Annotated in this window: 16 protein-coding genes; 4 read left to right on the top strand and 12 right to left on the bottom strand. The window is 57.0% G+C overall.

Features of this window, described 5'->3' with window-relative positions:
- Nucleotides 1-2 precede the first annotated feature (2 nt).
- From VC212_RS05380 to VC212_RS05370, 3 genes are read left to right on the top strand one after another with little or no spacing between them, the layout of a single operon-like run.
- The gene (locus VC212_RS05380) at nt 3-1,106 is read left to right on the top strand and encodes a DegT/DnrJ/EryC1/StrS family aminotransferase (RefSeq protein ID WP_311238783.1); all 1,104 of its coding nucleotides are present in this window, start codon (nt 3-5) and stop codon (nt 1,104-1,106) included.
- The gene (locus tag VC212_RS05375) at nt 1,100-2,050 is read left to right on the top strand and encodes a glycosyltransferase family 2 protein (RefSeq protein WP_115528931.1); all 951 of its coding nucleotides are present in this window, start codon (nt 1,100-1,102) and stop codon (nt 2,048-2,050) included. Before VC212_RS05380 ends, VC212_RS05375 begins: the two co-directional genes overlap by 7 nt.
- Entirely contained in the window at nt 2,047-2,985 is a 939-nt protein-coding gene (locus VC212_RS05370; RefSeq protein ID WP_115528932.1) for a WxcM-like domain-containing protein, read from the top strand. Before VC212_RS05375 ends, VC212_RS05370 begins: the two co-directional genes overlap by 4 nt.
- Nucleotides 2,986-3,399: 414 nt before the next feature.
- On the opposite strand, the gene VC212_RS05365 is transcribed toward VC212_RS05370, so the two are convergent.
- The 11 genes from VC212_RS05365 to VC212_RS05315 form a co-directional block, all read right to left on the bottom strand.
- Entirely contained in the window at nt 3,400-4,953 is a 1,554-nt protein-coding gene (locus VC212_RS05365) for a hypothetical protein (protein WP_323514777.1), read from the bottom strand.
- Nucleotides 4,953-6,656 (bottom strand): hypothetical protein, encoded by a 1,704-nt coding sequence (locus VC212_RS05360; RefSeq protein WP_153066282.1) that lies wholly within the window; start codon nt 6,654-6,656, stop codon nt 4,953-4,955. The genes VC212_RS05365 and VC212_RS05360 overlap by 1 nt, the downstream gene beginning before the upstream one ends.
- A 71-nt stretch (nt 6,657-6,727) precedes the next feature.
- A complete protein-coding gene (locus VC212_RS05355; protein WP_323514779.1) occupies nt 6,728-7,783 on the bottom strand; it encodes an acyltransferase in 1,056 nt (351 codons plus the stop codon).
- 479 nt (nt 7,784-8,262) lie between these two features.
- Nucleotides 8,263-12,495 carry a glycosyltransferase gene (locus tag VC212_RS05350; RefSeq protein ID WP_323514780.1) on the bottom strand — a complete coding sequence of 1,411 codons (4,233 nt, stop codon included), beginning with the start codon at nt 12,493-12,495 and terminating at the stop codon, nt 8,263-8,265.
- A complete protein-coding gene (locus tag VC212_RS05345) occupies nt 12,492-13,838 on the bottom strand; it encodes an ABC transporter ATP-binding protein (protein ID WP_115554624.1) in 1,347 nt (448 codons plus the stop codon). Before VC212_RS05345 ends, VC212_RS05350 begins: the two co-directional genes overlap by 4 nt.
- Complete coding sequence (locus tag VC212_RS05340) at nt 13,828-14,673, bottom strand: ABC transporter permease (protein ID WP_115528938.1); 846 nt, start codon at nt 14,671-14,673, stop codon at nt 13,828-13,830. The genes VC212_RS05345 and VC212_RS05340 overlap by 11 nt, the downstream gene beginning before the upstream one ends.
- Nucleotides 14,670-15,854, bottom strand: coding sequence for a cystathionine gamma-synthase (locus VC212_RS05335; protein WP_323514781.1), 1,185 nt, complete (start codon nt 15,852-15,854; stop codon nt 14,670-14,672). Before VC212_RS05335 ends, VC212_RS05340 begins: the two co-directional genes overlap by 4 nt.
- Before the next feature lie 89 nt (nt 15,855-15,943).
- Nucleotides 15,944-17,314, bottom strand: coding sequence for a pyridoxal-phosphate dependent enzyme (locus VC212_RS05330; protein ID WP_323514783.1), 1,371 nt, complete (start codon nt 17,312-17,314; stop codon nt 15,944-15,946).
- A gap of 239 nt (nt 17,315-17,553) precedes the next feature.
- Nucleotides 17,554-17,772, bottom strand: a complete 219-nt coding sequence (locus tag VC212_RS05325; protein ID WP_005991804.1) for a YdcH family protein — start codon at nt 17,770-17,772, stop codon at nt 17,554-17,556.
- Between the two features lie 353 nt (nt 17,773-18,125).
- A complete protein-coding gene (locus tag VC212_RS05320) occupies nt 18,126-19,016 on the bottom strand; it encodes a hypothetical protein (protein ID WP_055848091.1) in 891 nt (296 codons plus the stop codon).
- Nucleotides 19,013-19,396 carry a DUF4398 domain-containing protein gene (locus VC212_RS05315; protein WP_055848089.1) on the bottom strand — a complete coding sequence of 128 codons (384 nt, stop codon included), beginning with the start codon at nt 19,394-19,396 and terminating at the stop codon, nt 19,013-19,015. Before VC212_RS05315 ends, VC212_RS05320 begins: the two co-directional genes overlap by 4 nt.
- Nucleotides 19,397-19,495: 99 nt before the next feature.
- Between VC212_RS05315 and VC212_RS05310 the strand changes: the two genes are divergently transcribed.
- The gene (locus tag VC212_RS05310) at nt 19,496-20,629 is read left to right on the top strand and encodes a PilT/PilU family type 4a pilus ATPase (RefSeq protein ID WP_323514784.1); all 1,134 of its coding nucleotides are present in this window, start codon (nt 19,496-19,498) and stop codon (nt 20,627-20,629) included.
- 294 nt (nt 20,630-20,923) lie between these two features.
- Here the strand turns inward: VC212_RS05310 and maiA are convergent, their stop codons facing one another.
- A complete protein-coding gene (gene maiA / locus VC212_RS05305; RefSeq protein WP_323514785.1) occupies nt 20,924-21,586 on the bottom strand; it encodes a maleylacetoacetate isomerase in 663 nt (220 codons plus the stop codon).
- Between the last annotated feature and the right edge of the window lie 11 nt (nt 21,587-21,597).

The following is a 21,597-nucleotide window of genomic DNA, read 5'->3' as shown; positions in this document are numbered from 1 at the left end:
CCATGACGACGCCAGTTCCAGTCAACGCTCTTGACCGCCACATTGGCCCAATTGCCGCACAGCTCGAGGAGGTGGCCGTTAAAGCTATCAGGAGCGGTTACTACGTGCTTGGTCCGAATGTGAAGGCCTTTGAGGAGGAATTTGCGCAATGGTGCGGTGCTGACGATTGCATCAGTGTGGCAAACGGTACTGAGGCTCTTGAACTCGGCCTGCGCAGCTTGAACGTTAGTGAAGGCAAGCGTGTTGCAGTGGTCGCTAATGCCGCGATGTACGGCACCACTGCTGTGCTTGCTTGTGCAGCCGAGCCAGTGTTCATAGATATCGACCCTGTCACCTGCACCATGGCGCCAGCCGCGCTTGAAGCTGAGCTCGCCCTAGGCAAGATCGACGTCGTCATCGTTACTCACCTGTACGGCAAGCTAGCCGACATGGCTGCTTTCGCTGCACTTGCGGATCAGTACGGCTTCACGATCTTCGAAGATTGTGCACAGGCGCATGGCGCTAGTGATGCTCAGGGCCGCAAAGCCGGCACCTTCGGCAAGGCGGCTAGCTTTAGTTTTTACCCGACCAAGAATCTCGGCGCCCTGGGCGACGGTGGCGCTGTTACCACCAACGACCCTGCTGTCGCAGAAACACTCCGCAAACTTCGCCAATACGGCTGGGCGGCGAAGTACCGCAATGAACTACAAGGGGGGCGCAACAGCCGTCTCGATGAGATCCAGGCCGCGTTTCTGCGCGTGATGCTGCCGCTGCTTGATGGCTGGAATGCGCGCCGCCGCGACATCGCCAACCGCTACTCGCGTGAAATCAAACACGCGAATATTGTTGTGCCGCCCGTTAGCGGGGTTGATTTCGTTGCCCACCTTTATGTTGTGCATACCAACGATCGTGCGGGATTGCAGAAGCAGCTTGCCGATGCCAGCGTGAACAGCGAAGTGCATTACCCGACGCCCGATTATCGCCAGCCTTTGTTCGCTGCCCGCTTCGACGGCATCGCGCTCAAAGCCACCGACTATTCGTGCTCGCGCGTAGTCACGCTGCCCTGCTTCCCTGAGCTTACGGATGCAGAGGTAACCCGAGTGATCGAGGCTTGTAACTCGTGGTGAAGCCCCGCTACTCGGTCGTGATCCCCGTCTACAAGAACGAAGGATCAATTCCGGCACTACTGAACGCGCTGGATGCATTAGCTAGCGACTTGGACGCACCGCTGGAAGTCATCTTTGTTGTCGACGGAAGTCCGGATGCCAGCTTTGCTCGATTAGAGCAAGGCCTTCACGCGGCGACTTTTCAGGCGCGTTTGGTGCTGTTGTCACGCAATTTCGGTGCGTTCGCAGCCATCCGTTGTGGCCTAGCCGAGTCGAAGGGCGACTACATTGGCGTCATGGCCGCCGACTTGCAGGAGCCGCCATCGCTCATGCGCGAGTTCTTCGCTGCACTTTCGACCAAACCGCTCGATGTCGTTTTCGGCAAGCGTGTCGGACGTGCAGACCCCGGCCTCAGCAAGTTTGCCTCTACAATCTTTTGGGGAGCCTATCGTCGTCTTGTACAACCCGAAGTCCCGCGCGGCGGGGTGGACGTGTTTGCATTGACGGCGCCATTCCGCGACCGTCTTGTTGCACTTAGTGAAGCTAATAGCAGCTTACTCGGATTATTGTTCTGGCTAGGTGGTCGCCGCGAGTTTATCGACTACTCCCGTATGGAACGCGAACATGGCAAGAGCGCATGGACGTTGAAGAAGAAAGTCACCTATCTCCTCGACAGTGTCTTTGCTTTTTCCGACCTGCCAGTGCGAATCCTGATGGGTGCGGGAGTGCTTGGGCTAGGCGTAGCACTACTTCTGAGTTTAGCGGTACTAATTGCCCGCTTTGCTGGAAGCTATGAAGTGCCTGGTTACACGATGTCCATGCTGGCGATACTCTTCTTTGGGGCCCTCAATACCTTGGGTATCGGCATCGTTGGCAACTACGCGTGGCGCGCTTACGAAAATACAAAGCAGCGCCCCCTCAACATTGTATCTCTGCAACTTGATTTCCCTGGAAAAAAACAATGAATTTCTATGTCCATGACAAAGGACTCTGCGAGTCGACCACAATCGGCGATGGCACCCGAATCTGGGCGTTTGCCCATGTGCTGCCTGGTGCTCGCTTAGGCGCCGCATGCAACATCTGCGACGGGGTCTTCATCGAGAATGACGTTGTTGTCGGCGACAACGTGACTGTCAAATGCGGTGTCCAGCTCTGGGACGGTGTCACTCTCGAAAATAATGTCTTCGTCGGCCCCAACGCAACGTTCACCAACGATCTCCGCCCACGAAGCAAAGTCTATCCCGAGACTTTCCTGCGCACAGTAGTCGAGATGGGCGCATCAATCGGCGCCAACGCCACGATCCTTCCAGGGGTGCGCATAGGACGAAATGCGATGGTCGGCGCGGGTGCAGTCGTCACGCGCTCAGTCCCTCCCAATGCCATTGTGGTCGGCAACCCAGCCAAGATAGTGGGCTACGCCAACGCTGGTACCGTTGCAATTGAGAAACTGCAGCCGCAAGCTACAATGCCGGTTGTCCAGCCATCATGTGTGCGTGGCGTAAAACTTCATACTTTCAACGCGATTGCCGACATGCGTGGCAGCCTGTCCGTGGGAGAGTTCGAGAAGGATATCCCATTCACGCCAAAGCGCTATTTCTTGGTTTACGACGTGCCCACAGCAGAAACCCGCGGTGAGCACGCTCACTTGGCCTGCCATCAGTTCCTTATCGCGATTAAGGGCTCGGTGCACGTAGTTGCCGACGATGGCGAACAGCGCGAGCAATTCGTGCTCGACAAGCCAAACCTCGGTCTATACCTGCCGCCTATGACATGGGGTATACAGTATAAGTATTCCGAGGACGCGGTGTTGCTCGTGTTCGCATCGCACTTTTACGATTCGGCGGATTACATTCGCGAGTACGGCACCTTCATCGAACAGGTTCGCGCGAACCACGCATGAGCATGCATGTGCTGCAACAGGCGAGGAAACTGGTAAGGGCATCTAGCTTTGTTCGATTCCTCATTTCGGGAGGCCTAAACACCGCTGTCACTTACATTACCTACCTCGCGCTACTCCAAGCCACTTCTTACAAAGTGGCTTACACTATTGCGTACGCATTCGGCATCGTCATCGCCTTCTTCATTAATCGCCTCTTTGTCTTCCAGACACACCGCGGCTGGCGCTCGCTGATAATGTTTCCGTTTATCTACCTTACTCAGTACCTAGTGAGCTTGGCTGTGGTATTTGCGTGGGTGGAGCATCTAGGCTTACCAGTCGCCCTCGCCCCCCTAATGGCAATACTGGTAACAATTCCACTGACATTCTTGCTCTCGCGTTTCGTTTTCGGCTCCCGAGCGACCTCAGAATGAGGCATTAGTCCTTTGCTTTGAAAACAAGGTAATAGGGATTGGATGATGGCAACCGTTCGAAATGCGCCTCAATGTAAGCCAGAGTCAGTGGGTGGGTTTTGCTGTAGCGAAGTTCTTCTCGGCTATCAAGTGGGAAGTCGAGTACGATCGCAAATCCAGGATTAGCTGCTTTTAGCCGTTCCACCTCCTCCTGCTGGAAGGAATCGTTACGCCCTGTAGTTGCATATATTTCCCAGAGAGGCGAGCGCCTTTGTTCCATTGCATATGCACCCGGCCAATAGGGCGTCGCAACAAAGGCACGACCATCAGGCGCGTACCGACTCACCATTCGGTTAATCAAATCGACATCCGAAAAAGTGGGACTGTCGAGTACGAGCCTCTGTCCATCCACGACCCTTGCTTCACAATCCCCTGACTGCACACATCTGAACCGCGGATGGGACGGCAGAGTTACACACGCTGTCGCCATGAGTACGAAGACGCCGGAAGTCCAACACAAAATTCTCCGGCCGGAACTTAATAATAGAAAAAGCCCCATAAGCATGGGAAAGATACCTTGCGCAAGATGGCCGACGTCGGCACGCGAGAATGCGTAATGCGCATATGGCACCGCTGTGCACACTGTTGCCACCACGGCAACGTTCACACGGATACGCTGGCGTAGTTGCCTCCACAAGTAAAAACCAGCAACCACCGGATACGCAATCAGACCGGCGAAGCAAAAGCCAATAAAGACCTGGCGTAAGTTACCCCAGGTATCCACTGAGAAAGGCCCTGACCACGGCCAAGGAATGGGCAACGGTAGGTTTGTGCCCTTTAGATCGATCAGGAACAGGATACTTCGCCAGAAGGCGCCGGCAAAGCCTTCAATAAAAAGGCAGGCGAAAATAATCGGAAGAAACCCCGCTGCAATACCGGCGACCCATGCGCAAAGATGGGCAACACGGGGAGCTCTGCCCGAGGCTACCCATGTCCATGCGAAAGCCAGGACCGTCGCCGCCACGGCGTAAACACCATGGTTGCGGCCAAAACAAGCGATGACACCTGTGCAGCAACCTAGCAATAATGAACGGCGTGCATTTGGTTTTTCGATCCACCAGGCAAGCAGTGCCGTAGTGAACATAGAAATCGCGATGTCGAACAGCTTATGCCGGGGAAACATCCACGAACACAATACGACGGACGCGATAATGAGCAGCACTGGATCGCGACGATTTGTATTGTTTTGCAGCAGAAGCAAGCCAAACCCGAGCCCCGCGATCTGAAAAACAAGCACGGCGACGCGGATATCGAGAATGCCTCGACCACCCCATAGCGAGGTCAACCAAGCAACCCAGTAATAACGTGCTGGGTCATACGCCATGAAATCGCGGATGGGAACTTCGCCTGCCCAAATTCGCTGCACGCCATACCATAGAAATCCTTCGTCCCAAATATTCAAACCGAAACGGATCTCCGCGAATTGGAACGCGACGACGACGATGGTAGCCAGTGCGAAAGCCACAAAAACTCGTGACCATTGCCAGTCCGCAAGATCCGAATAGGACATAGTTTTCATTATTTTCTTGGGGCGACGCGTTTGGCCGCGTCACGGAACACCGGTGCATCCTCCAAGGCGGCCGCGCGTTGATAGGCCTCATAGGCCATGGCAGTATGTCCGAGCGCTTCGCTCGCCTTACCGCGCTCGTACCAGACCCATTGGTTCGTCCTACCTACCGCAGCAAACTGTGCACCAAAACTCTCGGCAGCCGCCGCTTCGCCCTGGCGGGAAAGACACTGCATCACCCCGATTACGCGCGCACCTTCATCAGCCAACTGCAATTCGTCGTGGCAATACATGCGTGCCGCGGCCTCGTGCACTGTCATTACCCCAAATTCGGTGGCGGGCTCAAGTTCAATGAGATCCCCCCTCGCATCAAAGACTGCAACGCGATCAAAAGCTGTGTAATCCAAAGAAGAGAACGGTATGTGCACTTTTGAGTCATTCGACATCGCAACGAGCGCCGCCGACGACACAGGGAAACTAACTGCCCACGTGAATGCGACCTCTGAAGTGAGCCTGATGAAGTTATCGCTCTGAAACGGGCTGAATGGCATCAACGGCCCGGCGACAAGGATACGTTCACCAGGCAAGACACGCCCTTGCAGTGCCTCTAACCCGGCAAATGCATGGGTGTTGAACTCATGGTTGGCTTTCACCCACTGGGGCACGATGTTATTTCGCTCGATGCCAGCAATCCCTGCCCCAAGCGCAAGTACCGTCAGCAACACGATGATCCAGCTGCCGCCCTTTCTTCGCTGCCCCGCTAAGATTGGCGCGAGCACAGCTGCTAGCACAACTGTCCCATACCAACCGTACATGGGCAGTAGACGGTCAGGGATCGCGCACATTGGCACTACCGCCAGAACCGGTGCAACGATGGCTATGGCAAAAATGTAACGATCGACGCACCACGCACGCCACAAACCGAAGAGTGCGATAGGAACAAGCGGACCTGGCAGGATTTCACTCGTATAAAACACCAGCGCCTTCATGAAGCTTAGCGGGCCAAGACCCACTTTATAGGGACTGGGTGCACCGCCTAGCTGGATGAAAGGCGATTTGAGCACAATATCTTTCACCACCGAAGCAACGATGACAGCCACACAAGCGGCACAAAGGTAAAGCGTCTTGCGATACCCGTATTTTCGGACCAATACTAGTGGCGCCACGGGGATCAGCGCTGCAAAAGTGGGTTTGGTTTCGAAAGAAAGGTATCCCAGAAGCGCTGCGATTGACGCCATACGTACGAATGCCCAACCGTCGAGTGCCACGCTATTGTCACGTTCGCGGACCAGCCAACCAAGTTGCAGTGCGAGAATCGCACCAGCAAGCATGCCGCCATAGTCGAGCGGATTGAGTTCGTAAAAAGCAGCGGTGCCGAAGACGACCAGGAACACCGCAAAGGCCTGCCAGGCGAGCAACGTTCGCCGCATTAAACCCTCTGCTGACCGCATTAGAAGGCAAGCGAAAAGGATTGCGGGGACGTTGAGGAGCACAAAGAAAGTATGCGCATTATGCACGCCCTGAAGAGCTAACAAAGCGAGCAGCATCAAAGGCCTTGGGCTGCTAATAGCAACCTGCCACGACATCTCATGTGCTACGACATAGTAGCGCCAAAGGTCAGAATGACTCGGAACATCCAGGGCTAGCAGGCCTGGCATGATGAACCACTGGGCAAAGATGAATGCAATTACCGCCAGAACGACACGATTGAACATTGGGGCAGGCCGCTGGACCTTCGTCTCGAGTAGCATGGGCTTGGTCGTCTGTGCAGATGCTTTCAATACTTTTACTCCACTACAGCCGGGGATTTCCGGGAGAAAACGTGCTTTAACTTGAGGCACGGCTTCTCGATCACATGCCAAGAAAGGTAACCAGCGCCGATCGCCACTGCTGCTGAAAGGAAGAAATTCACCGTAGATGTCTCGCCAGGAAACAATCTGACGAACATCTGCTGGATCGGCCATCCCCATAAATAGATAGCGTACGAAGGGTCTCCCCACCCATCAATGGAAGGCAGGCGAAAAGCATAAGCACACCAAAAGCAGAAGTAACAAAGAGCAAAAGCGAACATGTAAAGATAAACGTCGAGACCACGACATAGGTAAGTGGCAAAAGCGATCGCCACCATGCCCGCCGTACTGACGCTCAGCTTGTCCCTAAATGCGAAGATCAAGACACCGCTAGCAAAGTAACCCGCGAGCCGGACCCAGTCAGGATGTAATGGCAAGCCCCACGGAGCAACCACGCCTACTAACATCAGCGCCGACATGAATCCTAGTAGCGCCCAGCGCTGCGCCAATATGCCTAGCGAACCAATTATCGCCACAAAGACATACATCCTAAACTCGGCCGGCAACGTCCAGAGACTACCGTTCACCACATTCACGGCTCCGCTCTCGAACACACCAGGCAGCGTGAACTGCATTGCCGAAGAAAATGCTAGGTTTCGATATACGTACGAAAATGCCTCACTGGACTTAAAGTACGAGCCCAGTGGTAGAGACGATGCCAGCGGCCCTACGATGAATGCCAAAATCATGAGACACACAAAAAAAGCGGGAAAGACACGCAGCACACGCGCTTTCATAAACTCCCATAGGTCTGGTTGCCGGACAAAACTACCAGCAATCATGAACCCGCTTATTACAAAGAACATGTTGACCGCAATGTCTCCACTGTATATTTGCCAACCCATCGAGACAAACACTTCTTTCGCGGCCCCATTGGGCGCAATATGGAAGCTATGACCGTAGATGACAAGGATAGCGGCAACTATGCGCAACCAAAGAAAGTTATCCTGACGCCGTGCAAGACCCTCGGCTACAAGTATTGAGCGTTGCATGGTTGATCCCCAAGGTCTGAGCTATCTTACGTCGAAGAAAACATCGTCCGACTGGACCAGCTCACCGCTAGGACCTCGCGTCGTCACGAACAGTTTTAACTTGCCTGACACTGAAACGATCTCCAGCGGGACGACCGCTGTGATGGTGGTGCTTTGAGTGGTAGTCACCAGTGGCTTTCCAGCAAGTATCACGCGCGTTACTGATGCGTCGACCGGGCTGCTGAGCTTGACCCATAAAGCGGATGCGCCATCAGGCTGGATGTTGAACGGTTGACCTCTATGTGTCCCGTGCGGACCATAACCAACAATGCGTAAGGGCAAAGCCGGTGTGACCGCCACCGAAGTTGCAGGAGAAGCTATCTTAACTCCGAAACGCTCAGGATACGCAGCCCGCCCACCCTCCTGGCTACACGCCACCATGGCAGCTGTGCAGAGAATCACGAGCGCGCGGAAACTTGATCCAATTCTTCCGAACATCGTCAATTGCTTCCACTTACTGGCGGCAATTCATTCGACAGCGCGCGGAATACGGTTTCGCTTGAGAAGTTCTGCAAGATAAAGCTCTGAGCGGCTTTAGACCTTATCAGCCAGTCTTCGTTATCTTCAAGCAACTTGAGGATGTACTCGGCGTAACTGGATGCCTCGTTCGTTGCATAAACGAAAGACTCAGCGTCTGAAAGACCTTGCATACCCGTTGTCGTAGTAACCATGGGAAGACCATGTCGCATTGCCTCCAGTACCTTGCCCTTCATCCCGCCGCCGAATCGCAATGGTGCCACCGCCACACGTGCCCGCTTGTATAGCTGCTCAAGAGCATGATCGCTGACAAAACCCGTGACTGTTACCCTGGGGCCTGCCAAGGCCTGGACGCGTTCAGTTGGCTTGGAGCCGGCGAGCGTGACATGAATGTCAGGCCGCTTCGCGCAGACCAACGGCATGACGTTATGGATCAGCCATTCAGCGGCATCAGCATTTGGCGGGTGGCCGAAACCCGCAACAAACAAAATGTCGCGTCGTGAGGCCAAGTTATCCTGCGCGCCAGCCAAGACCCCGTCGTACGCGTAAAGAGGTACGGTACGGACTGCCGCTTTCATATCATGTTCTTCGGCCCATTGCCTGACGTAGGCTGATTCAAGCTCAGACGGATAATAGATGCCATCCATCCGGGGCCACAACATTTCCTCAAGCAATCGGAAACGTTCTATCTCTGCCTCAACAGCAGGCGAGGGGTCAACTTTCATCTGTTCCATAAGACGCAAGTGATGAATATCGTGACCATAATAGAGGCGTGAAGCACGGCTATGTGCAGAGACGTCATCGATGAAACATGCGCTGATGTGCGGACGACTAAAGATCACCGCGTCGATACTCGCGCCGTTCTCGGCAATCCAACTTCTAAAACCAGTCACATACTCGCCACCATACATTATCTCCACGCCCGCATCCTGAAGGGGTCGTGCATAAGGCTCGTCGTACCACATATTTTCTGGCCAAAACTTCACTGAGTAACCGCGATCCACCAGCAACATGAGCAGCTGATACATGGCGCGCGAGCCTGCATCCCGATCTGGCTGTGGGATATAGTGATCGATGACGAGCACTACCTTCTTAAGGTGGCTACGATCGCGGGCGAGAAAGGGGCGATCGGCGTTTTCCAGGTGCTCGCGCTCAAGAACATCACTCCAACGCTTGCGAAACTTATTCTGATTCTCCAACTGGTACGCCTTGATACCAGCCCCTGTATCAGTGCCGTGCGAGATACCTTCGTAGTGAACCACAACCGACTTCGGCTCATAAACGACCTTGCGCCCTGATGCACGCAATTTAAACGCAAGGTCGGTGTCTTCGAAATAAGCAGGCAGATAATATTCGTCGAAACCGCCAAAGGAATCGAATAACGCTTTTTCGATCATAATCGAAGCGCCAGAAATGTAGTCAACCTCACGCGTGTAGTTGTAGATACTACGGGAAGGGTCGTCCAGTCGACCATAATTCCAAGCACTGGCATCCTTCCAGACAATTCCACCAGCTTCCTGTAAACGCCCATCAGGATAAATAAGCTTGGAGCCAACCAAACCACAGTCAGGCCAGGAACTGGCAGTACTCATCAACGCATCCAACCAGCCTTCAGTCACCTCGGTATCGTTGTTTAGGAAATAGATGTATCGCCCCTTTGCAAGGGAGGCAGCATGATTACATGACCGAAGAAATCCAAGATTAACCGGATTTTCGAAGTATCGCAGCCCAGGCACTTCCTTCAGCGCGCCAATTTGCGTATCGCCGGACGCATCCTCAACAACTAGTACCTCCATTGTTACACGAGGTAGATTTGCGTGAATCGACCTCACACAAGCTGCAGTATGATCAAGCCGTCCATAGGCAGGAATAATGATGGTGACTTCAGGCTTATCGACCACGTCGAAAACAACACCATCCAACAACTTTATCGGATCCTCGTGCGCATTCATCAACAAGCCTTTGGGCGTGGCCGGGCTTGCTTTTCCGCGCTGCATTAGAATGCGCTTCACCGGAGACCGAACGGCATTCAACAGCGGTGTCTGCGTCCAGCGCTTGCCGCGCAAGGAACTTGCTACAGTGCCCCAGTCGCCACGCACCAAGCGCATCGCAAAACGCAACGGCTTTGTTACACGCCATGATTGCGACCTAAGCAATAAGCTCTCGCGGGCTAGAACTTCCTTCTCACGGGCCAAAACCTCTTTGAGATGAGCTTTGTCGACTGCTGATTGAGCTATCAGCACGTCAACCTGCCTATCCAGATTTTTTGCCCAAGTGGCAACTTCCTCATGCTCAGTCACCAATGCTGCGTTGCTTTCACGCAATCTCATCAGCTCTGCATCTAGTTGCTTTGCCCACTCCGCCACATCATGATGTTCGATCGACAGCGCTTTATGTTGGGCGAGCACACGCTCCAAACTCTCACGGGTATCACTGAATTCGGCAAGCACATTACCCAGCGGACCTTCCTGGGCCGAACTAATACTCGCCGGCAGTCTGGATTGCGAGAAGTCCGCATAATCTGGCATTCCCGACCTACCTGAAACGGCTAATTGAAAGCGGCTTTCCATTGCCAGATAACGCACGAAATCCTGCACAGAAGGTACCAGCAGATCGCCGCATTCCCTCATTGCGTCCGAGATAAAGTGCACAACTTGCAAATGGCGTGCATCATAGGGCCGAGCCACTCTGACGCAGGCAGCCACCACCTCAAACAGCGCCCGGAAGACTAGATATCCCAGAGGCACAGAACCCGCCGCCCGCCATTCCAGATCGATGAAAACACGAGCTCCGTCGGCACTTTCTATCAGGTTATGCGGCACTAGATCGACTACATTACCTGGCAGTGGCAGACCAGCATCGTAACGCGCCTTAATAAGTACCTCGGGATCAAGGCCAAGATGCACACCAACCGCGTCAAGCCACTGCCTGACCCAGGATCCGACATCTTCAATTCGCCATCCATCACGCAGCAGCATCTCGTAAAACGACTTGGTGAACGCACTGCCAGCGATGTAAGGCTCATCCGCAATAGCGCATCGAAACCCATCGACCTCATGGGTCAGGTCAGGCATCAGGAATTTGCGCGTCACCCAGGGTTGGCCGCTGCGCAACTCAAACCGCGTTTCTTTCACAAATGGCTTGTCGCGCTCTGTCGAAAAGTGATATCCCGATACATCGCTGTTATCCACGCCGAACTGCGAGCTACCCGACTGGGTATGCGCGACAATCAGAAATGAATTCGCCATGTCAGGCAGTAGTCCGTTGCGCGCCACTACATCCCAGACGCGATCGATTGCAAACAGCGGGGGGCGGCCGACCTGGGGATCGCGCGTAACAGATGCGGCCGCAAGCGCTGCGCCACCATCAAAACATGTTGCGGTCTGCACATCCCTTGAAAACCAAACCGACGTTGGAAGCTTATAATCCGGAAAAGGCAATGCAACCGCGATATCAGCGAAGCCAGCGGCGTAGACCATACTTTCCAGTTCACGACGCCCATAAGTGCGTGCTCCGCTACCTTCATAGATATCTTCCAGACCCAGCATAGGACGTCCGAGATGATCTTCTGGCGCCCCGGCAAAATATTTCAGACCCAGTTGATTCTCAATCGCAAGCAGTAGAACCCCGCCTGGTTTAAGCAGTTTGCGCGCACAATCTAACCAGTACGAAGCTGCATCCTCTCGATCTGAAAACCGTTCAGCATACTCAAGGACGCCAATGAGGGTAACTACATCAAACTTCTTTTCAGTAACGAATTCTTCAAGGTTGTCGACCACGACGTGAACATTACTGAGATCCTCGCAACGCTTCTTGGCCACTCGCGCTCTACGTATAGCAGGCTCCAATGCCACGACAGTGTTGGCCGTTTCGCCTAGATAGCGCGTAATCGCACCGCAACCTGCCCCAACCTCAAGAACATCCCCTTGCAGCATTCCGGCAAGGGGCCTGAGTAGATTCGCACGGCGTGCGCTGAAATAGTAGCGCGTTGGCCAGTCGGTAATTCGGTCAGCTAGTTCGACGGACTGCACACTTCGATCCATGCAAGATCCAACCAACTGATAGAGATTATCCTCTACCGCATAGCCGTCAGAATAGGCCCACTCTATGCCACTCTCCGCGCGCTGCCAGCAGTTGGTTTGCTTATCGAAAACGTATGCATCTAAAATTGCACTTGGGTCAGAATACTGGGTCATATCAGTTTCAAACTAGCTCGGAGATCAGTGATTCCGATGAAGGGAAGAGTCGACTCGACACATAAGTGAATTGCATCGTATCGCCGATCGTGCGGAACGACCTCGCCATTAGTCTCCCGGCTAGCCAATCCCACGGAAATAAAGTAATCGCCTGCTGCACAATTCAACCTCATTCGGCATTGGGCTATCCCGCTCTTGCCCTCGGCTTTAAATACGCCCTCTACCGCCGCCATCTCGGTATTGGTTCCATACACAGTCAGCCCCTCCTTGGTTTTCAAAGTGATACCTAGGATCGGCCTTATTAGATCGGCGTCGCAACGGTAACGCAAATAAAGTTCTATCTCAGCACCAGCAGGCAAGCTATTAGGAAAAGCTTGGCCTTGAGAGAATAGGGCAAAGTCAAGCAACTCAGCCTTTCCGTCGCCCCAACGGTGTTCGTATGGATTGAACAGTGGACGCGAAGCGAACATCGTTTCTTCACGCTCGCCAAATTCGGAGTCGAACTGAGCCAATTGGTGATCGAGTTGCATGCTGCTTGTTGGCATGACTTGCGATGATGCGGACGCCGCAGCAGATTTCTGACGACCATAAAGCAGATCGAGATACAGATTCACGACAGGGCGAGGCGCACCATCTTCTAACTTCTGGCCCTGATCGATCAAAATCGCGCGATCGCAATGTGTGACTACCTGCTCTGTCGAATGCGTCACAAGTAAGATAGAAGTCCCGCGCTCCCGTAGTGATTTCAGTCGAGAAAAGCACTTCGCTTGAAAGCGGGCATCGCCAACCGCCAACGCTTCATCAACGATTAGCACATCCGGATCGATCTGAGCTTGCACAGCGAACGCCAACCGCACGGTCATTCCACTAGAATAAGTGCGCACGGGCTGGTGAACGAATTCGCCAATATCTGCGAATGCAAGAATGTCATCGAGCTTTGCTTCTACCTCGTCGCGCGAGAGTCCGAGAAGGGATGCGTTGAGATAAACGTTCTCAAGCCCCGAAAATTCCGGATTAAAGCCTGAACCCAGTTCTAGCAACGCAGCGACACGTCCATTAACAGAAACCGATCCAGTGGTCGGCGTGACGGTTCCCGCAATGATCTGCAACAAGGTGGACTTGCCGGACCCATTACGCCCAATTAACGCAACACACTCTCCGCGCTGCACCTGAAAAGAAACCCCATGCAGCGCCCAAAATTCCTTGAAATAACGCCGCTCCCTTAATGAAAAGACGCGCCCCAGGGCGGAGACTGCCATCTGCTTGAACCTGTCGGAAGGCTCGGCGTAGATCTCGTAGCGCTTACTGACTTGATCGACGTCGATAACCGCGTCAAAGGACATCCGCGAACCCCCTGCGCGTCGCATTGAAACCCAGCCAACCGAACCAACAGACCAGGGAGGACACCAAAAAGTAAAGCAAGACGTGGGTTACTTCCGGCAGCGTATTCCAAAGCGCTACACCACGGCCCGCCTCTACTACAAACGTCAGTGGATTGAGCATTGGCAACCACTGATAATCTTGAGGCAAACTGCTACGCGGATAGAAGATAGGTGCTAGGAACACAAGCGCAGTCGAGACGACGGCCATGATCTGCTGCGCGTCACGAAAATAGACGCCCAAGGCAGATATCAACCAGGTGACCCCAGACGCCATTGGCAGGAACAAAATCATGATGAATGGAAACAGCAAAGCAGTTACCGACATGGACGCGCCAGTCAGCAACATTGCAATCAGCAATACCATAAAACTTATTAGCGCATGAAAAACTGAGGTCCCCACCACCACCCAAGTTAGAACCTCGAGTGGAAAGACCACTTTCTTAACGTAGTTCGGGTTGGACGTGATCAAAACCGGCGCCCGACTAAGGCACTCCGAGAAGAAATTTCCAAAAATCAATCCTGAGAATAAAACAACCGCAAAGTGCGTCTCAGTTACGCCCGACCCAGACCAGCGGGATTTGAAAATGTAGCCAAAGACAAAAGAATAAATTGCCAACATTAGCAAAGGATTGAGAAAGGCCCAAAATGTACCACCGAGTGAGCCGCGATACTTTCCGGTCACATCGCGCTTACACAGCTCCCATATCAATTGCCGATGTCGAAACAACGATAAATAGGGAGCGAGTGGACTCAAGCCTGGATGAAAATCTCGCTTATTTTGATTCGAATGACTCATTGCAACGCTTGTTCCAAATCCCCACGCAAATTCCCCAAATCCTCAACCCCCACGCTCAGCCGCACCAGCGCATCGCTGATACCAAGCTGTTCGCGGCGAGCCACTGGGATGGAGGCGTGCGTCATGACGGCGGGATGATTGACCAGGCTTTCCACGCCGCCCAGTGATTCGGCCAGGGTGAACAGTTCGGTCTTTTCGCAGAAGCGCTTGGCTGCGTCGAAGCCGCCTTTGAGCACGATGGAGACGATGCCGCCGAAGCCGGACATCTGGCGCTTGGCCAGTGCGTGCTGCGGGTGCGAGGCCAGGCCGGGGTAGATCACCTTTTCAATGGCGGGATGGGTTTCCAGCCACTGCGCCAGCGCCAGTGCGTTCTCGCAGTGCGCACGCATGCGCAGCGGCAAGGTCTTCAATCCGCGTAGTGCGAGGAAGCTGTCGAACGGGCCTTGTACGCCGCCGATGGAGTTCTGCAGGAAGGCCAGTTGTTCGGCAAGCTCGGCGTTGTCGCCAACCACCGCGATGCCGCCGACCATGTCGGAGTGGCCGTTGAGGTACTTGGTGGCCGAATGCACGACGATGTCGGCGGCCAACTCAAGCGGGCGTTGCAGCATCGGCGAGGCGAAGGTGTTGTCGACCACGATCAGCAAGCCATGCTTGCGGGCGATGGCAGCAATCGCGGCGATGTCGACCAGCTTGAGCATCGGGTTGGTCGGGGTTTCGATCCACACCATCTTGGTATCGGGGCGGATCGCGGCTTCGAAGGCGGCCGGGTCGGTCAGGTCGACGAAGCTGAAATCCAGGCCGGCGGTGCGGCGGCGCACGCGCTCGAACAGGCGGAAGGTGCCGCCATACAGGTCGTCCATCGCCACCACGTGGCTGCCGGCATCCAGCAATTCCATCACGGTGGAGGTGGCGGCCATGCCCGAGGCAAACGCGAACGCGCGCGTGCCGCCTTCCAGCGCGGCAACGCAGCGCTCGTACGCAAACCGCGTCGGGTTATGGGTGCGCGAGTACTCAAAGCCCTGATGCTCGCCGGGGCTGGACTGCGCGTAGGTGGACGTCGCATAGATCGGCGGCATCACTGCGCCGGTGCTGGGATCTGGCGACTGCCCTCCATGGATCGCCAGCGTTGCAAGCGCCAATGCGCGCTCGCCATCGTGGCTCTTGGTAGTGCGGTTGGACATGGAGGTTCCCGGAAAAAGTGGGCGATTGTATCAAGCAGGTCTGAACGGCCAATGCCGCGCGTCTCACTGACACGCGCGGCCTTGCGCGATCACTGCACGCGGCGACGCAGGTAGTTGAGCAGGTCGATGCGGGTGATCAGGCCCAGGAATTGCGTGCCGTCCATGACGATGGCGACCTGGCCGCGGTCGAACACCGGCAGCAGCGCTTCGATCGGGGAAGCGACATCCAGGCGATCGAGTTTGCTGACCATGGCAGTGGAGATCGGATCGCGAAAGCGCGCTTCATCGCCATACACATGCAGCAGCACATCGCTTTCGTCGACGATGCCGACCAGTTGGCCATCATCGATCACCGGCAGCTGCGACACGTCGTAGAGCTTCATGCGCTGGTAGGCGGTGGTCAGCAGGTCCTTCGGGCCCACCACCACAGTGTCGCGCTTGTTGTATGGGCGCAGGATCAGGTCGCGCAGGTCGCCGTGTTGCGGGCGCTCCAGGAAACCGTTGTCGAGCATCCAATAGTCGTTGTACATCTTCGACAGATACTTGTTGCCGGTATCGCACACGAACACCAGCACCCGCTTGGGCGTGGTCTGCTCGCGGCAATACTTCAGCGCTGCGGCCAGCAACGTGCCGGTAGACGAGCCGCCGAGGATGCCTTCTTTGGACAACAGCTCGCGCGCGGTGTGGAAGCTTTCGGCATCGCTGATCGAATAGGCCTTCTTGACCCGCGAAAAATCCGAGATATCCGGCAGAAAATCTTCGCCGATGCCTTCGACCAGCCAGCTGCCGGACTTCTCGCTGACCGTGCCTTCTTCGATGTATTGGGTCAGGATCGAGCCCACCGGGTCGGCCAGCACCAGTTCGGTGTGCGGCGAGGCGGTAGCGAAGGCGCGCGACAGGCCGGTCATGGTGCCGGAGCTGCCGCAGCCGAACACGATCGCGTCCAACTGGCCGTCCATCTGCGCCAGGATTTCCGGGCCGGTGCCGAATTCATGCGCAGCCGGGTTGTCCGGGTTGCCGAACTGATTGATGAAGTACGCGCCGGGGGTTTCGGCGGCGATCTTGGCAGCCAGGTCCTGGTAGTACTCCGGGTGGCCCTTGGCCACGTCCGAACGGGTCAGCACCACGTTGGCGCCCATGGCCTTGAGATTGAAGATCTTCTCGCGGCTCATCTTGTCCGGCACCACCAGGATCAGCTGGTAGCCCTTCTGCTGCGCCACCAGGGCCAGACCCAGGCCGGTGTTGCCGGCCGTGCCTTCCACCAGCGTGGCGCCGGGGCTGAGGTCGCCGCGCTGCTCGGCCGCTTCGATCATCGACAGGCCGATGCGATCCTTGATCGACCCGCCGGGATTATTCGCCTCCAGCTTGAGGAACAGCTCGCAGACGCCGGTGTCCAGGCGCTGGGCCTTGACGATCGGCGTGTTGCCAATCAGTTCGAGTACGGAGGAATGAATCGCCATCGGGATATCGTCGCTGCGCCGCGCGGGCTAGGCCGATCATTATCCGACGAACGGCCGGGGAATGCTCATTCAGGCGGGAAACGATCGTGTCCGCCCATGAACGAGCGTGCTCAACTGCTCACAACGAGCAGCGCGTCGCACAACAGGCCTCTGCCAAAACGAAAGACGCGGACGGTGACAGCCGACGAGGAGGCTGCCACCGCCCGCGACGGTGAACTTGTTCTAACGGTGGGGAAGGATCAGTGCGTGAGCTGGTCGTACATCCGGGTGAGTTTTTCTTTGGCCTGCAATTTTTCGCGTTTCATCTGACCCAAGGTCACGTCGTCGATGGGGAGCACCCCAAGTTCGGCATCCATGCATTTCTTGTTCAAGAGCTTGTGGCGTTGGTACAGCTGCTTGAACTCGGGATCGGACTTGATCAATGCGTCGATTTCGGTCTGCGGTTGCCCTTCGAACATGGCGTTACCTCCTTCACTTAAAACAAGAACGCCCCGGCCGCGAACGGCACAGGGCGCTGCTTGGGAATGGAAGACCCACGAGTCACGTTGGCAAAGGTCACAACGGCAGACGCACTGACGAAACCACCATCTGTTCCAACCGCTTGCGTCGCTGCGTGCCCTTGCGTCACTGGCCCGGCCCTCCGTACTTTCCGGGCGGCGGAGTTGCTGCCCGGAGGTACGACCCTACGCCGGTCGCGGAGGGGGTTCAAGGCCGCAACGGCTGCTTTTGCCGTTCCCTGCGTCAATCAGTGACCGCGGTTCAACCGGGCGTCATGCCCGGGTTAAAAGACCTTAACTTCCAACCACTTGCACTATGGCGCCACAACGACCTCGGCCGCACGCGTTTTGCTGGCGGCACCCTTGCCACCACTGACCTGCAGCCGCGATGCCGCGACACCGCCAGCGACCAACGCGTCGCGAAGGGCCTCGGCACGCTTCTTGGCTGTGCCCGCATCGCTGTCGAAACCGACGATGCTGACCCGCCCCTTCTTGCCGATGTTCAGATACTCGGCCAACGCCTTGGCCTGCCCGGCCGCATCGCCGGACAAGGCCGCCTTGCCACCGAACGCGCCGCTGCCCAGCGAGAACACTTCGCCGCGGCTGTCCACCTTGGATGACGGCAGCTTGGCGCCGGCCACCAACTCGGCTTCTTCATGGGCGAGCTGGATAGCCTTCTGCTGGGCGGCATTGAGCTTGGCGGTCTGCTTGCCGGCCACGCTGGTCAGCGCCAGCTCGGCATCCTGGCGGGCCAGGGTTTCCTGCTCGGCGGCCTGACGCATGCGCTCAGCCTCCTCGGCCTGGATCTGCGCCTGCACACGCAGACGCTCGGCCTCCTGCCGGGCGCGCGAGGCGTCACGGCGGCTGGCTTCGATCAGCAGATCGTTGCGAGTGCCTTCCAGGCGATCCAGCTCGCGCCGGGCCAGCGCGGTGCGGGCGGTGAGCTCGGCGATCTCGACCCGGCGGTCGGCCAGAAACACCAGCGCATCGCGGTCGCGGCGCTTGGCCTCGGCCAGTGCCGCCACGCTTTGCTGGGCCTGCAACCGCTCGTAGCGGGCCAGATCGCTGGTCTGCGGGTCGTTTTGCAACGCTGCCAGGCGCCGATTGAGCGCGTCGGCCTGCGGGTCGTCCTTGGCGGCCATGGCCAGCGGAGACAGCGTGGCCAGGCTCAGCGCGCCGATGTAAAGCAAGGGACGCAGTTTCATCGGCCGTTCTCCCCTGTGTTGAGGGTGTTCTGCAGCTGCGCCACTTCCTTGCGACGTTGCTCCAGCTGGGCGCTGACCACGGCCTCTTCGCTGCGCGCCTTGGCCAGATCGGCATCGGCGGCGGCGCGCAGGGCGATCTGCGGCACCTCCTTGCGCTGGCGCTTGTCCAGTTGCGCCTGCTGGGCCTGCATCAATTCCTGGCGGGCCAGATTGACCAGATCCGGGGCGTATTGGTCGGCATCGGCCTGGGTGGCGCGTTGTACGGCCTGTTCGGCGGCAGTGAGCTCCGGTGCCACCTGGGCGGCGGCCGGAGAGGAAAGAACCATGAAACAGGCGATGCCATACAGGGATCGCCGCAAGTATGCGAAGCTAGCCGTCATTAGGGGAGCCGTAGCGAGGAAGTCTCGAGCACGGCCATTGTCGGAAGCCTGCGGCGGACTTGCAACGAGACGCTGCTGTTTGTTGGGGAACCATTGCGCATGGATATCGGCTACTTCCTGAAGCTGATGACCGAAAAGAATGCCTCGGACATGTTCTTGACCACCGGCGCGCCGGTGTACATCAAGATCGAAGGCAAGCTCTACCCGCTCGGCAACACGGGGTTGCCGCCGGGGATGGTCAAGAAAATCGCTTACTCATTGATGGACGAAGGCCAGGTGCCGCAGTTCGAGCGCGAGCTCGAGCTCAACATGGCCATCGCCCTGCCCGATGCCGGCCGCTTCCGCGTGAACGTGTTCAAGCAGCGTGGCGAGGTGGGCATGGTGATCCGCGCCATCCGCAGCCGGATCCCGAGCATCGAAGAGCTCAACCTGCCGCAGGTGCTCAAGGACGTCATCATGACCCCGCGCGGGCTGGTGCTGGTGGTCGGCTCGACCGGCTCCGGCAAGTCGACCTCGCTGGCGTCGATGATCGACCACCGCAACAGCACCACCACCGGGCACATCCTCACCATCGAGGACCCGATCGAATATCTGCACAAACACAAGATGTCGATTGTGAACCAGCGCGAGGTGGGCCTGGACACGCACGCCTTCCAGAGCGCGCTGAAGAATGCGATGCGTGAAGCGCCGGACGTGATCCTGATCGGCGAAATCCTGGATGCCGAGACCATGGAGGCGGCCATCGCGTTCGCCGAAACCGGACATCTGTGCCTGGCGACGTTGCACTCCAACAACGCCGACCAGACCATCGAGCGCATCCTCAATTTCTTCCCGGAAAGCGCGCACAAGAACGTGCTGATGAACCTGGCGCTGAATCTGCGCGCCGTGGTCTCGCAGCGTCTGGTCAAGGGCGTGGATGGACGCCGCCGCCCCGCCACCGAGGTGTTGCTCAATACCCCGATGATCCGCGACTTGCTGCGTCGCGGCCAGGTGCACGAGGTCAAGGCGGCGATGGAAGAGTCGCTGGAAGAAGGCATGCAAACCTTCGATCAATGCCTGTTCCGCATGGTCAAGACCGGCGAGATCGAGCAGGAAGAAGCGCTGCGTGCAGCCGATTCGCGCGATGGCCTGGCGCTGAAGTTCCGCCTGTCCGAAGGCGGCTCCGGCGAGCATGACCCGTACGCGGATTACGAGGCAACGTCGGCGCCGAAGATCAGTCACGGGTTTATTTGATCTGGGACGCGGCAGCGCCCTCATCCGGCGCTGCGCGCCACCTTCTCCCGCGTGCGGGAGAAGGACATGGGCACCGGACACGCGCGTTGCGGCGCGCTGTGACTGATCTGTTTCTGTTGCGGCCCGCTGCGACTGATTTGTTTCCGTTGCGGCCCGTGGCTGGGGTTTGGCGCGGATCAGGGCTGTCGTTCAAGCCCTCTCCTTACTCGGCACCGCTTCAACGCGCCGCACGTCCCGTGCCTGTGGGAAACGATGGCCGAAGGACTGCTGCCACCGTCGAACATCTCGCTGCACTCACACCGCCGCGTCGGGCTGGGCCTCTGGCCGGGCAGCGTCGAATGGCGGGAGTGCCAGGCACTGTCGTTCGATCCGTTGCAAGGTGGGATACGGTGTCAGATCGACCTCGAACCGACGCGCGTTGTAGAGCTGCGGGATCAGCACGCAATCGGCCAGGCCCGGCGTCTCGCCGTGGCAGAACGTGCCGGTGCGCGGGTCTTGCGCAAGCTGCGCTTCCAGCGCGCTGAAGCCGCACTGCATCCAGTGCTGCGTCCACTGCTGGCGTTGCGCCGCGTCCAGCGCAACGCCGCGCTCCAGGTAGTGGGTGACGCGCAGATTGTTGAGAGGATGCACATCGCAGGCGATGACCTGCGCCAGCGCGCGCACGCGGGCGCGGTCGGCTGGGGCGGCTGGCAACAGCGGCGCACTGTCCGCAAAGGCCTCTTCCAGATACTCCAGAATCGCCAGCGACTGCGGAATCACCACCGCGCCGTGGCGCAGCGTCGGCACCAACTCCTGCGGATTGAGTTGCGCGTAGGCGGCCGCATGCTGCTCGCCGCCATCGCGCACCAGATGCACCGGGTGCGTGACATACGCCAGGGACTTCAGCTGCAGCCCGATGCGCACGCGATACGCCGCGCTTGAACGCCAGTACGAAAACAGCTCCAGCGCCGCGCTCATGCGCGACCGCC

The organism is Xanthomonas sp. WHRI 8932A (assembly GCF_035012785.1).
Taxonomy (GTDB): domain Bacteria; phylum Pseudomonadota; class Gammaproteobacteria; order Xanthomonadales; family Xanthomonadaceae; genus Xanthomonas.
This window is presented reverse-complemented; position numbering and strand designations above follow the sequence as displayed.